The 13,408-nt window shown below is 62.7% G+C and carries 13 protein-coding genes and 1 riboswitch; of the genes, 4 read left to right on the top strand and 9 right to left on the bottom strand.

The features are described 5' to 3' along the window. Positions 1–165 precede the first annotated feature (165 nt). Positions 166–1,596: an AAA family ATPase gene (locus ABIB78_RS19165; protein WP_429027329.1), complete on the bottom strand. Its 1,431-nt coding sequence runs from the start codon at positions 1,594–1,596 to the stop codon at positions 166–168. Positions 1,597–1,643: 47 nt separating this feature from the next. Between ABIB78_RS19165 and ABIB78_RS19170 the strand changes: the two genes are divergently transcribed. Then, positions 1,644–1,949, top strand: coding sequence for a hypothetical protein (locus ABIB78_RS19170; protein WP_429027330.1), 306 nt, complete (start codon positions 1,644–1,646; stop codon positions 1,947–1,949). 118 nt (positions 1,950–2,067) lie between these two features. On the opposite strand, the gene ABIB78_RS19175 is transcribed toward ABIB78_RS19170, so the two are convergent. Continuing rightward, complete coding sequence (locus tag ABIB78_RS19175) at positions 2,068–2,265, bottom strand: hypothetical protein (RefSeq protein WP_429027333.1); 198 nt, start codon at positions 2,263–2,265, stop codon at positions 2,068–2,070. 119 nt (positions 2,266–2,384) lie between these two features. Here ABIB78_RS19175 and ABIB78_RS19180 point away from each other — a divergent pair, with 119 nt between their 5' ends. Then, positions 2,385–2,840 carry a hypothetical protein gene (locus tag ABIB78_RS19180; protein WP_429027334.1) on the top strand — a complete coding sequence of 152 codons (456 nt, stop codon included), beginning with the start codon at positions 2,385–2,387 and terminating at the stop codon, positions 2,838–2,840. Further along, on the top strand, positions 2,824–4,032 hold the full coding sequence (locus ABIB78_RS19185) for a tyrosine-type recombinase/integrase (protein WP_429027336.1): 1,209 nt from the start codon (positions 2,824–2,826) through the stop codon (positions 4,030–4,032). The genes ABIB78_RS19180 and ABIB78_RS19185 overlap by 17 nt, the downstream gene beginning before the upstream one ends. Positions 4,033–5,026: 994 nt before the next feature. On the opposite strand, the gene ABIB78_RS19190 is transcribed toward ABIB78_RS19185, so the two are convergent. Both ABIB78_RS19190 and ABIB78_RS19195 read right to left on the bottom strand, forming a co-directional pair. Beyond that, positions 5,027–7,921 (bottom strand): G8 domain-containing protein, encoded by a 2,895-nt coding sequence (locus ABIB78_RS19190; RefSeq protein ID WP_429027424.1) that lies wholly within the window; start codon positions 7,919–7,921, stop codon positions 5,027–5,029. A 365-nt stretch (positions 7,922–8,286) separates the two neighbouring features. After that, positions 8,287–9,261, bottom strand: a complete 975-nt coding sequence (locus ABIB78_RS19195; protein WP_429027337.1) for an AraC family transcriptional regulator ligand-binding domain-containing protein — start codon at positions 9,259–9,261, stop codon at positions 8,287–8,289. Positions 9,262–9,456: 195 nt separating this feature from the next. Here ABIB78_RS19195 and ABIB78_RS19200 point away from each other — a divergent pair, with 195 nt between their 5' ends. After that, positions 9,457–10,593, top strand: coding sequence for an alkane 1-monooxygenase (locus ABIB78_RS19200; protein ID WP_429027339.1), 1,137 nt, complete (start codon positions 9,457–9,459; stop codon positions 10,591–10,593). 24 nt (positions 10,594–10,617) lie between these two features. Here the strand turns inward: ABIB78_RS19200 and ABIB78_RS19205 are convergent, their stop codons facing one another. From ABIB78_RS19205 to ABIB78_RS19225, 5 genes are all read right to left on the bottom strand, one after another. Beyond that, on the bottom strand, positions 10,618–10,989 hold the full coding sequence (locus ABIB78_RS19205) for a hypothetical protein (RefSeq protein WP_429027341.1): 372 nt from the start codon (positions 10,987–10,989) through the stop codon (positions 10,618–10,620). A 146-nt stretch (positions 10,990–11,135) separates the two neighbouring features. After that, on the bottom strand, positions 11,136–11,429 hold the full coding sequence (locus tag ABIB78_RS19210) for a hypothetical protein (RefSeq protein WP_016846480.1): 294 nt from the start codon (positions 11,427–11,429) through the stop codon (positions 11,136–11,138). 236 nt (positions 11,430–11,665) lie between these two features. Then, positions 11,666–11,788 (bottom strand): hypothetical protein, encoded by a 123-nt coding sequence (locus ABIB78_RS19215; protein WP_429027342.1) that lies wholly within the window; start codon positions 11,786–11,788, stop codon positions 11,666–11,668. A 25-nt stretch (positions 11,789–11,813) separates the two neighbouring features. Beyond that, positions 11,814–12,266, bottom strand: coding sequence for a MaoC/PaaZ C-terminal domain-containing protein (locus ABIB78_RS19220; protein WP_429027344.1), 453 nt, complete (start codon positions 12,264–12,266; stop codon positions 11,814–11,816). Positions 12,267–12,400: 134 nt separating this feature from the next. Next, a complete protein-coding gene (locus tag ABIB78_RS19225) occupies positions 12,401–13,261 on the bottom strand; it encodes a bifunctional 5,10-methylenetetrahydrofolate dehydrogenase/5,10-methenyltetrahydrofolate cyclohydrolase (RefSeq protein WP_429027346.1) in 861 nt (286 codons plus the stop codon). Between the two features lie 15 nt (positions 13,262–13,276). Then, positions 13,277–13,356, bottom strand: a riboswitch (ZMP/ZTP riboswitch). Between the last annotated feature and the right edge of the window lie 52 nt (positions 13,357–13,408).

Raw genomic sequence — 13,408 nt, forward strand, 5'->3', positions numbered from 1 at the left:
GATTCAGAACCCTCAATCAATTGCAACTGTAATGCTAGGGTTATAGGGGGATAGAAGGAAGGGTGATCGAAGACGATCGAAGGCTGATCGAAGGTAGATCGCATACCGGATAGAAGGGCGATCGAAGGCTAAAAATTGGGGATAGAAGGGCGATCGAAGGCTCATTCACCCCTCCTCGCTCGTGCTTTCGGTCGCCTTGCGAGCGATGCGCTTGGTGCGTTTTGAGGCCGGGCCCTCGGTGACATTGTGGATCAAGTCGGCGCTGAATAGGCGCTCTTGGGCGGCCCTGAAGGCGCGAGGGGTGATTCCGTTGGCCTCGGGCATGTCGGCAAACGCCTTTGGCGCGTAACCGCGGCCTGGATGCTCACGGACTTCGCGGCCTTGCATGGTCAGGCGATCGAGGCAGGCAAGATACATCTGGTCGACGGCGTTGAGCGCAGCGGCGTGCGTCGGTGCCGGGGTGCTGCCCTCCGGCACGAAGCAACCATCTTCCCAGCGCAACTTCACCTTTTCGCCGGGGGCACCGTAGTTGATCTTTTTCACCTCTAGAACGCGATCAACGCCGGCCTCGGCGTCAGAGACCGTTTCGAGATGCAGGCGAGCTCGGGTGGCATTCTGCCAGTCCATGCTGCCGCCCCTGCCGGTACCGCTGGTGATGCCGGACAGCGACGGGTGGTCGAGCAGCAGCACGGCGCAATCGGCCTGGCGCGCCAACCGGCGGAACATACCGACGAATGAACGGGCATGAACGCGATCGTTCTGGTTACCGCCAAATACGGCGGCGATGCTATCGACCACGATCAGCACCGGACGGATTTCGAGCGCGGCGTTACATAGCCGCTCGAATAGCGGCGTCGGCACGATCGGACCATTCGGCCGTGACAAGCCAAGCAGACAACCGTCAGGATCAGCGAAGTGAAAATGCAGGCCGGCGACCTCGGACGGCTCGAGGCCACGCTTGCGCGCCACGCGATCTAGCCGCCGGCGCATTTCCGGTTCTGGTTCTTCGCCGCTGAAAAAGATGACCGGACCGCTCAAGCAGGTCGTGCCAAGCCAGTCGCCAAGCCCACGCTCGACCGCGACGGCGAGTTGTAGGGCTACAGTAGTTTTGCCACCACCGCCGTCTCCGGACAGGATCGTTGCGTCCCCTGCGGGGATCCGATTGGTCGCCAGCCAGCGCATATCCTCAAGGGGCACGTCGCGCCATGCCGGCGGGCAAATCAAGCGGAGCGGCGCGGCCTGTGGAGGTTCGCCGGCTGGTTCGCGCGGCAGGCCGTAGGCTTCCGGGCCGTCAGCAAATGGTGGCTCTTCGGGGTCTCGCAGGCTCGGCGGAGCGGTCGTTTCGTAGGCGATGTCGCCGATCACAATCTCCTCGTCGCTGCCTGGTTCTCCAGCCAGGCCATGCAAGCGCGCAACTTCAAATATCTTGTCGGTGGCTTGGGCCGGATGGATCCATCCCTCAGCGACGAGCGGCCGCAGACCGAGCGCTGAGGTCCGCAATGCCGAGAGACGTTGCTCGCGAGGCACGATGGCAACGTCGCGCGCAATGTTTCTCAGTGCGAGCTGGGCTTCGCTAATCGGCGAAGGCGCAATCATGGCGCCTCCGCCATTTGAAGTGCTGTCGCGATTGGCCCGCGGATCGAATGCAGTATTACGTCGACTCCCACTCCGTGCTGCAACAGCAAGCTGACCAGGACAGCAGCGGTTTCGGCATGCTGCTGCAAAGGACTGTTAAACTTACCTGCGTCGAGAAAGACCTCGGCGAGCCGACCGTCGGCAAAGCGGGTCGCGCTGGCGCGGTAATGGTGGCCTTCAAACTCGAAATTAAAAGCGATGGAAAGGCGCTTGTTAGGAAGGCGTCGGCGGCTCATCATCGCCCCTCCCCGTGCACCAACGGCGCGATGATAGAAGCCATTGCGAAGCTAATGGCGCAGCGCCGTGTGAGATGAACGGCTTGCAGTTTTGAGAGAGGCGATTTAGTTTCCCCGGCGATCGAAGCGACAGCCAGATCAATTTCCGAGACCCCACCCGCCGCCAGCGTGGTGGGGTTTTGCTTTGGGGTCACCTCTACGCGGCCTTCCCAGCGGTGATCTTGGCGTAGTGCTCGCGTAGCACCCGCTTCGACGCAACCCACTGGTTGCCCTCTTTCCCGCCCGGCAAAGCGCCCGTAGCCAACTTATGATTGGTGGCCCGCGCATCTTCGTTGATGAAATCCGCGATGGTCTTCACACCGCGCAAAATGTCGTCGGCAATTTCGACGCTCATCGACCCTCTCCATTGGATAACGAAGCGTATTCACTATTTTCTTGTAAGACGACGAATTTCATTGATCAAGTGGAGAAGCTTCGTTATCCTCAACAAACCTGTTCAGGAGGATCGATCTGTTGAAAACCTATTCAGTTAGTGAGATCGCCGAAAAGATACGTCGCCCAGGCGAGGATATGCGGGTCGTTGGTGACAGGATCCGCAATTGGACCCGCGAAGGATTGCTCAAGCCGGTCGGGGCAAAGAACCCTGGGACTGGCCGGAGCCGCCAGTATCCCGAAACTGCTATGTTTGAAGCAATGGTCCTGTCGGCGATTACCGAGTCGGTAGGCGTCCAAGCTGTGAAGGTCCATACCTTCAAGGATCTCTTCGAGACAGTCCGCGAATTTCTAAAGTCTCAATCCAAGACTAGCACCTTGCTTGTGATCGGCCGCGACATGCGTTCCGACTCGTATGTCAGCTTGCACCGGCCGGAAACCTTGGGAAAATTTATTGCGAACAGCATGGTGGTTGAGGCGCACATCGTGATCAATCTGGGCCAACTGAGGTGGAGATTGCATGGCGACAATCCGTAAGCGCAAGCTTCCCTCTGGCCTGATCCGCTGGCAGGCCTCCTACGTCGACGGCGGCGGCAAGCGCCGCGCGAAACTGTTTGAGCGCAAGAGTGACGCGGAGGCATGGCTCGTCGACACCCGCCATGATGTTGCGCGAGGCCTCCACACGCCGGCAACGCTATCCCCTAGCGTCTCAGACGCTGCCGCATTATGGCTAAAGCGATGCAACGAGAAGGGCCTCGAGCGCTCCACCACACGGAGCTATGAGGAGCACGTCGACCTGCACATCAAGCCTTTCGTGGGTGCCAAAAAGCTCATCGAGATGACCGCACCCGCGATCAATGCCTATGCCGATCTGCTGCGCGAAAAAGGACGGTCGCCGGAAATGGTCCGCCGGGTAATCCGGTCTCTCGGCGGGATCTTCCGGGAGGCCCAGCGGCGCGGCCTGTGCTCGGTTGACTCGACTGGCGGGATCGATCTGCACCTCCCCGACCGCGATGACCCGCGGCCCGTCATTCCGACCAAGGCTGAGCTGCAAGCCATCATCGGGAAGGCCTCGGGCCGCTGGCGGCCCTTGGTGCTGGTCGCCATCTTCTGCGGCCTGCGCGGTAGCGAGCTGCGCGGCCTACGTTGGGCCGACGTCGACTTCGAGGCCCGCGAAATCCATGTCCGGCAGCGCGCCGACGCCTTCCACAAGATTGGTCGGCTCAAGTCGAAGTCCGGCTACCGGTCTATCCCGATGCCGCCGATCGTGACCAACGCGCTCCGCGAATGGAAGTTGACCTGCCCCCGACTGGACACTGGCAAAAAGGACGCGGCCGGCGAGCCCATAGCGGTCCTAGACCTCGTCTTCCCCTCCGGAAAGGGCAGATGCGAGTCCCACAGCAATATCGCTCAACGGGGCTTCGAGCCCATCCAGGTGGCGGCGGGCGTGACTGAAATCCGGCCGGTGCTGGATGCCGCCGGCAACCCCGTCAACGACGAGACCGGTGCGCCTAAGGTATCTGCGGAGCCGAAGTACGGCCTGCACGCCCTACGCCACGCCGCGGCCTCCCTGTGGATCGAACAGGGCCTCAATCCGAAGCGCATCCAGGCGCTCATGGGGCATGCCACGATCCAGATGACGTTCGACACCTACGGCCACCTCTTCAAGGACGTCGATGCCGACCAGCGCGCGGCTGAGGACATCCAGGCAAGGCTGCTCGGAAGCTAGCCGCAACGCCAGCGCAACACCGGGCAGCTAAGCCTTTGACTTACCTCATAGTAAAACGGATTTCGATTCCGAGGGTCGGGAGTTCGAATCTCTCCGAGCGCGCCATCGTTTCAGATATCTTTACGGCCAGGGGCATGAAGCGCGACCGTAACGACGTGTTAAGCGAGACGTCCCAAAGGCGGCACGAAACCATTTTCACCAGCGCACGAAACCGGGCCGAAACATTTGGCTCCTACCTTCTCCCCAAACAATAAGGGGAAGTGTCATGATGGAAGCGACGATCATCGCGCTGCTGCTCCTCAGCGCTGCTGTCTTTTTTGCCCACGCATACGACGCCCTGCATACGCATTGACGGGATCGGCACGAGCTGAGCTTAAGCTCCGTTGCGCCGCGGCGCTTCCCGATTGATCGGCGGTCTATCCTGGCTTCGAATTGCTCGTCTTGCGGGACCTGATTGGATAGCAGGAGCTCGACGGCCCTCAGGCACCGCGCCCATCCACCCTGATCAATTGCGCAGCGTCCGCTACCGCCGTCCCACGCCGGCGTGTCGATGCTGGCCAATGGCCGGCCGCCGTCTCCCAAGCGAAACGCGAGCCGCGGCCTGGCGAGTCGATCGTCAACACGGACAGAAGCGCTCCCCGAATCGATATAGCGCTTATCGCCGATGCGAGACGTATCACGAGGTCGATTGGCGAAAACGCGTCTGGGAACCTTGGGATGGCGTAGAGGGCGATGGAGTAACCAGGCCGGCGTGGTATCGAGCTCCTCGTCCGTCAGCTGGTTGAGTTCCATCCTTGTCAGATGGGGTGCGATCTGAATCGCACGGGCCAGATGCGTTGCCCTCGCGCCTTCGGGGCCGATCGTCACCGACCGGCGATCTACCCTCAAGCGACGCAGCGGAGCATTCAGCACCGGCGACAGGCAGACCAGATTCCACAGACGGCTGGCTGCGGAAGGCTCGCCCGTCATGCCGTCGGCATGAGCGCTAACGGAGTCATTGTACGATGAATGTAGCGTCATCGCCGACGTCGAACATGCGCGCGATGTCCTGGTACAACGTGTCGTAACCGCACTCGCCGCAGTAGGCCTTCTGGACAAAGAAATTGATATTGGCGCCGCGCCGCACCGCCTTTTCCGTGACGAGCAGGGCTACATCCTCCTTGGTCTCGTTTCCCGCCATATCGCTCACGGTGAACGACACGCGCACATATCCGTCGGGGTCCACCTTCAGATCGTGGAACTCCTTGGCAAAGGCCCGCACCGTGATTTTCTTTCCGACGTGATCCGCTACCATACCCATGATGCGGTAGCCGTACTGCACGTCATCCGGATGGATTTCAAATGGCTTGAGGCCGGGCAGAAACCAGAACCTTGGAGGCTCGCGATCGACGAACACAATCTTGTTGGATTGCCCCTCGACCACCTTCCACAGATCGGTCACGTTGCTGCTGGCCCTCAGGAAATGCTCCGACGACATCGGGTAGAGTTCGTCGGCAGCGCCACGCTGCCTCGCGGCCGGCGCCTCCGCCATGGCCGTCGACCGGCCGATCCAGCCGGTGGAGCCCGCAAGCCGGTCAACATTATCAGGCGCCAGCTGACCGCCGACGGACAGACCGAATTTGTCGAACACCTGCTTCGCCGTGAGGCCCAGCAACGCCGTCGGCCCATCGTCGCGCAGCACGACCGTTTGCGCCAGCTGCGTCTCGAAATACAGCCGATGACGCCCGGTATCATCCGTGAGGTAGATGCGATCGGGTTCGAACAGCATCGCGATGTCGCCGTTCTCCGGCAGCATGCGATCGCGAAGGTTGATGTCGACATGCTCCGTGGGAGGCAAGCTCCTCGTGCCATGCCACCAATTGCTCAATGCCTTGCGCCACGACACCGCTACGACGGGCAAGGCTGGCGGCGGTCCCAGCTTGAGATCCGACAATTCGATGAGCCGGCCCGGCTTGTTGGCGTTGGCGATCTCTACGTTCTGCCGGTTTTCCAGCTTGGCATTGCGCAATGACACCGTACCGCGACGCGGCAGGCCGATACCGAGCGCGAAGCCGCTGACCTTGATATCGTCGAACGCCAGATTCTCGCTGAGCGTATTGCCGGCAATTCCAACGGCAGCGCTGGGCTGGGGCCAGGCGACGAGTTCAAGATTGTGCAGTGTGACGTTCTTCACATACGGGAGAAAGACGCCGTAGTCGCGCACGCCCCACGCCTTGAAGCCGTCAACCCGGCTGACTTCGTCGTGATTGTTGTAGATCTTGTGATTCCAGATCTCCAATCCATTTTGCGAGCCTGCCGCGACGTTGTTCTCAAACACGAAATTGACATTGGAAATCAGCACGTGCCCCAGGGCGTCGGCATATTTGGGATCACCGATATTGTGTCCGTCGAAAAACACCGTGCGGCCTTCTTCAATGAACGGGTAGCCGAAGATCACATAAGCGCCGCTCGCGTGGCCGAAGGAATAATTTCCGGACATCCTGATGCCGCCACTCTGTGACCAGAAGCCGTGGCCGCCATGGCCGAAATCATACGTCATGTCGCGTGCACGAATGCGATCACCCGAACCCGACGAGCGAACCGCCACGTTTCCGATAAAGGCGCCGATCTCGCTCCCGTTCTCGGCGAAGAAGTGCGAGCCTACGATACGATAGCCGATGTTCTGCTCGGCTATGACATTGCCGCCGTGATTGACGAGACCAAGCTTGGGCGAATCGATGATCACGCTGTTGCGCACGATATGCGGGGGAACCTCGACCCGCGCACCAGAGCGCAGATGGAAGTGGACGGCATAGCGGCCGATCGTGTTGTCATCGCTGCCGGGCTTCAGCTTTCCGTCGACATCGAGCTGCGGGATGGTCTGCGCCCGGGCGGCATCGGTCCGCCCGAGCCCCTCGAAGGATGCCCCATCGATGACCGTACCCGTCTGCCGGTGCATGATCATCACATGCCCGCGCGCGGCCAGCGGCGTCGTCTCGGCGGAATAGAAGCGCACGTTGCGCGTCAGGTTGGAAACCGGGATCGATCGGCCGAAGGGCGAGAAATGATCGAATGCGAGCGCCTTGTCGAGGCGTACCCGCGTGTGCTCCGCCGATACCTCGGCGACCTCCAAAATCTCGTCGTGGTTCACGTCCGCTTCCGTGCCGGGCAACAGAATCCTGTCACCCGACGCCCAGCCGTCGACGGGCCGATCGAGCGAGAGCCACCGGTCACCCTTGTTCAACGACGCCGAAGCGATGGCATAGGGCGTCTTGGCCGCACCATGGATTTGCATGAACCCGTGGGACAACAGACCGCCGCCCATATCGAGCGGATCGCGGTTGCGATCACGCCCCTTTCGCGGCATGAAGCAAATCTCCGCCGCCACAACTGACGCGACCCTGTTCGCGGAATCGCCGACGTTGAGCCGACCATCGACGTCGACCAGCAGGGTTGTCACCCGCAACAGCGTGGATTTCTCCGACGACAATCGCAGGCCGCCCATGACATGGACCCACTCGAAGCTGCGGTCGGCGATCCGGCCATCGAGCACAACGTCGGCGCCAGCGGGAATCAGCACGCGCGCGCCGTCCGTGGGCACCTCGTTCCCGATCCAGGTCGCTGTGTCGAGCCAGCGACCGCTCTGCCTGGCCGTGAACGTCGCCTCCGCGACGGGAGCCAAATCCAGCATGGCGGCGTGCTCATCGCGCTTCACCGCATCGTCGGGATGCGCCGCCATCGCGGCCGCATGTGCGGAATGATGCTCATGGGCATCATGCTCATGCGCGGACGCCGTCTGCATCGGTGCCGGCGTCATAAAGAGCGTCGAAATCGACAACAGAAAGATCGAAATATGCCGGCAAGCAGACTTACGCACCAATCCGCAGCATGCACGCACAATGTCGCCCATGGCCAAAGCCTCAGATGGAAACGTTAGAATCGATTGTCCTGTAGTTGTCACCCGAGTCAAGATGAAACAGCCAGTCGCTCCAGGCCGCCGTGCACGCCATCCATCAAACTGATTTGTTTCGAGATGTGTCCCGCCACCCTGAAGCTCGATCTCTGCGGGAGCGCCAATCCTTCTTCCCAGCGCGTCGCAACACGCGATGGACAGGAGTCGTCACCGACATCGCGGTGTCATGTTGCTGTGTCTTGAGGTCCACCAACACGGGCCCGGGTCGCAAGGACGGCAATCTGCAAACGCCGGCCAGGCACACGCCCGATGGGGCCAACAACGCGCGGGCCTGAGGGCGACGGCGTCTCCGATCTGCTAGACTAGCTGTGCACGTTCTTGTCGCCGAACCAGCGCCGGCAGGCGCGGCTGAAGCTGGTCGCATCGGTGTAGCCCAGCGCGGCCGCCATCTCGTCCCGCGATTGGGTGCCGGTTGCAAGCATCGTCCGGGCGCGCTCTCGCAGCACGCCGTCGAGCAGCGGCCGGAAGGCGTAGCCCGCCTCCGCCAGCCGCCGCACCAGCGTGCGCTGCGAGGTGCCGACGAGGCGCGCGGCCTCCTCCTCGCCGAGGCGTTGCGGCAGCCGCGCTGCAATCAGGCTCGCGACCGTCCGCGCCAGCGCCGCGTTGTCCGAACGCGGCTTCTCGATCGCCTCCAGGGCTTCGATCGCCTTGGCATGCAATTCCGGATCGGCAAACGGCGACGACCGCGCGCACAGGTGTTTCGGCACCTCGAAGATGAAGGCAGCCGCGTTGAATTTCACGGTGCAGGAATAATGCTGCATGAGCCGCTCCGCGCCCGCGGGCGGCGGCCAGGGAAATTGCAGCGTCGCCTGGTCGATCAAATCCTCGAGCAACTGCACATACACCGCGTGCACGTTGAGGCTGACGGCGAGTGCCACGGCGCGCCACAGCGCGCCATCCATCGCCACCGCAGGCGAGATTTCAATCTGGACCGAGCGCGAGGTTTTGCGCAGCCGGTTGCGAATGAACGGCGCGCGGGTCGACCCGAAGCGGGCACCGATGGTCAACGCATCCGCGATGGTCGGCGCCGTCCGGGTCGCGACGTCGAGCGCCCCCTGCAGCGATGTCGACCAGACCGCCGCGGCCGACAAGGGCCACAGCTCGCCATGCCGGCGGGTGATGTTGGCGGCCAGCACCACCAGCGAGGACACCGGCATGTGCGCGCCCGGCTGGTCGAGCGCGTCCTGCTGGATTCCGGTGCCCTTCAGCAGTTCGTCGCGCTCGCCCCGCGTCTTGCCGAACGCCCGCACCAGCGCCCGCGCATAGCTCGCGGACACTGGGGTGCGAAGGGCATCCGCCTCCGATCCCTGCATTGCGTTGGCGCCCTCCCTCACAAACGTCCAGCCGAACAGGTTTTGGCGCAAAATGCCACAAAATTGGCCTGTTGGGAACTGGCGGTGCAGGCCCGCCTAACGGCATGCTTGGAGCAACAACGGCGAACGCCGCCTCGAAAGAGCTGCTGGAGGAATGCGATGATCTTCACGGGCACCAATGCTGCTGGCGAAACGATCACCTATCGGGACGGCAAGCGCTATCTGTGGATGTTCTCGTTCATCCCGCCGCTGATCCCGCTATTGTCCTACTGGCTCTTCCTGCGGACGCACAATCCGCTGGTGACGCTGATTCCTTTTGTCTTCATCTTCATCCTGATCCCGCTGCTCGATGTCCTGTTCGGCGAAGACACCCACAATCCGCCGGCGGAAGTGGTCGCGGCCATGGAGGCCGATCCGTATTACCTGCGGCTGGCGCGCGTCACCGTGGTGTTTCCCTGGGTGAACTACGTTGCCCTGATTGCCTTCTTCGGCACGCAGGATTTGCCGTGGTGGTCCTACGTCGCCCTGCTGCTCGGCGTCGGCACCATCAATGGCGGCGCACTGCTGATCGGGCACGAGCTCGGCCACAAGGCGGATAGACTCAACATCTTGTTCGGCATGCTCGCCAACTGCGCGGTGGGTTACGCCCATTTCCGCGTCGAGCACAATCGCGGCCATCACACCTGGGTCGCAACCCCCGAGGATCCCGCCAGCGCGCGGTTCGGTGAATCGATCTATGCCTTCGCAACGCGCGAACTGCCGGGCGCCTTCAAGCGCGGCTGGCGCAATGAGGTCGAACGGCTGACCCGGCGCGGCGAGCCCGTCTGGTCGATCAACAATGAAATCCTGCAGGGCTTTGCGCTGACGCTGGTCGTCGCGGCCATCCTGATTGCGCTATTCGGCTGGAAAGTCGCGCCGTTCATCGTCGCGCATCATTTCCTCGGCTGGTACGCGCTGACCCAAGCCAACTATGTCGAGCACTATGGGCTGTTGCGCGAGAAGCTTCCGAATGGCCGCTACCAGGCGGTCGAGCCGCGCCACTCCTGGAACACCAACCACATCGTCTCGAACCTGATGACGTTCCATCTGCAACGCCATTCCGACCATCACGCAAACCCGATGCGCCCTTACCAGTCGCTGCGCGATTTCGACGATATCCCGCGGCTGCCGAACGGATACACCGGCATGTTCGGGCTTGCTGCGATCCCGCCGCTCTGGTTCCGCGTGATGGACCCGAAGACACTGGCCTGGGCCGGCGGCGACAAGAGGAAGTTGAATCTCGCCGGCCGACGGTGAATTCGTGATCAAAGCCGCGGCCTATCAGCCGCTCGGGATCTTCCGGCGCACCGCCTCCACGCCGGCGTCCGTGACGCGATATCTCCGCCCCATTTCCGGCACGATCCAGCCCTTCTCGATCATCCCGGCAATGGTGCTTGGGCCCACGCCCGCGGGAAACGGACGGCGGTTCCGGATCGCGTCGATCGCGACTCTTTCGAGATGGGTAGCGACATGCGACGGGCGCGCGCGAAACGCCTTCGCCATGATGAGGACCGACAGGACTTCGGCGCGCCGACGCACCGCCGAAGCGCTGCGGGTCAGTTCGTTGCTGATTTCGAGAGCGTTCTTGCCGGCCCTGGCGAGTTCTCTGAGCTTCTCGTCCTCGTCAGAGCTCCAGCGCCGCACGATCCCCATCTGCCCCTCACCGCCTGGATACCCACCTCGAACCGATGCATACGCAGGCGGCGCTGATTTGCTATGTGACTTTCGGCACCTCTTGATGTGACGTTGGGGCTTGTCGCCATCAAGAGGGCCGATCGCGGTGCCGAACGTTGCGGCACTCAGTGCTTGCTGGGTTCAAGCGCAATGAGCACGCCGGTCGGCTCGGGCTCGTGTGGCCGAAGCGACGTCAGCTCCGGATCACTCCACTCGGCGAGGCTTACCACCTCGCCGGTCTGCCCCGGCATGTCGGAGGTCTGGGCGGGTTCGAGGACCTTGAGTCCGCTGGTGTCGACAAAGAATGTGTGCTCGCCAAACACGCTGTTCAGTTGCGCCACTGCCGGATGATCGTCCGGAAGCACCTGGGCGTTCAGTTGCGTCATGGTCTGCTTCACTTGCGTGGAATTAAGCTTCATCCGCTGTTCCTTCTATTCGGTTCCGGCCTTCGCTGGTTTTCCGTGGCTGGTTTTCCCTGGCTGGTTTCTCCCCGCTCGCCCTTTGTAGAGCGTCGAACTCTCGAACCGATCCGGCATCGAAACGTTCCCTGCCCGCGACGCATTGACCGCGCGCGTGTGCGGGTTCCCTTGGCATCGTGATTTGACGCCATGGATCATAGGAAAGCGCGGGAAGTGAATTCCGTTCCTCGCCGCACTCAGGCAGTGCCGGGCAGCACGACCTTGTCGATGATCGCGTCATTGATGTGCCGCTGTTCGGCCGCCGGCTTGTCGTAATTGCCGCAGCACTGCGCGACGACGAGGTCGAGTCCGGGGAACACGTAGAGCGACCACGGGGATTTCCTTCTACGTCCGCGCCTGCTCCGCCGGTCGCATGTGGATCAGTGCATCGAGCACGAGGACAAGAACGGGGCGCTGCTCGTCGTTGACCAGTTCGGTCTTGAAGATCACGACGGCGTCGCGCCGCTCCGGCCTGATGGTGATTTTCTGGATCTGGGATTGGCCGGTGAGCGTGGCGCCCGGACGAACCGGACTCGGCAAACGGATCTCGAAGCTCCGCCCGACGATGCCCGCCACCTTGGTCCAGATCGCCTCCACGACGAGCCGCTGATAGATCGCAATGGTGTTGAAACCGCTTGCGATCAGGCCACCGAACGGGCCGGCAGCGGCCGCGACGGGATCGGTATGGATCGGCACCGGATCATACTTGCCGGCGAACTCCAGGATCTCGGCCTCGCCGATCGTGTAGCTGCCAAGCTTGAATGTCTGGCCCTCGGTGAGATCTTCCGCGTACAGCATCGCGCGCCTCCCTCTGCCGGGCGACGATAGCCGAATGCTGTGGGCTTTCCATTACCTTTGGGGTCATGAACTTCACGCATTCGGGCGCGAAGAGACGCGCGCGGCACCGGCCGCCCGCGTCCGCTGCAGGCGAGTTATTGCAGCCGGGCCGCCCTTGCCTTTGCGGCTTTCACGTTGTCCATCAGGCAGACGATCGTCATCGGGCCGACGCCGCGCGGCACCGGCGTGACCGCACCCGCAACCTGCACCGCCTCGTCGAAGGAGACATCGCCGCACACGGCGTAGCCGCCTTCCGGCTTCTCGACGCGCGTGGTGCCGACGTCGATGACGATGGCCTGCGGCTTGATCCAGTCGCCGCGCACGAGGCCAGCCTTGCCCACCGCGCTCACCAGGATATCAGCCTGGCGGCAGATCTTGCTGATGCCGCGGGTGTGGATGTGGGTCTGGGTCACGGTCGCCTGCTCATGCAGCAGCAGTGCGGCCATCGGCTTGCCGACGATGTTGGAGCTGCCGATCACCACGGCATGGCAGCCGGTGAGATCCGGCCGGATCGATTTGATCAGCCTGAGACAGCCGAGCGGCGTGCACGGCACCAGCGCGTCGTCGCCGTGAAACAGCCGGCCTGCGTTCAGCGCGTGCAGGCCGTCGACATCCTTCGCCGGATCGACCGCCACCATCACCCGCAAGGCGTCGATCTGCGCCGGCAGCGGCAGCTGGACGAGGATGCCGTCGATGTCGCCGCGCGCATTGAGCGCCTCTACTCTGGCAAGCAGGTCGGCCTCGCTGGCGTCATCCGGCAAGCGTTCGACCTCGCCGCGCAGGCCAAGCCGCTCGGCCATCCTGACCTTGCTCTGCACATAGATCTGGCTCGCCGGGTCGTCGCCAACCAGCACGACCGCAAGTCCCGGCGCGCGAGGCAGCCGGTCCAGTTCGCTAGCAACCTTGTCGAGGACAATCTGGGCAAGTGCATGCCCATCGAGAATGTTCGCCGTCATGGCACCTCCGTTTCGAAGCGGTGCCCAGGCGCGCGGCGTTCAGTCTCTGCGCTCCCCGATGGTGGTCCATCCAAGCGCCAGTTGCGCAGATGCCGTGGTCATAGCCGCCGGGCCCGCCAAAGGCAAATCACGCTCCTTGCGGTCGAC

Origin of the sequence: Bradyrhizobium sp. I1.14.4 (assembly GCF_050435825.1) — a bacterium.
Classification (GTDB): domain Bacteria; phylum Pseudomonadota; class Alphaproteobacteria; order Rhizobiales; family Xanthobacteraceae; genus Bradyrhizobium.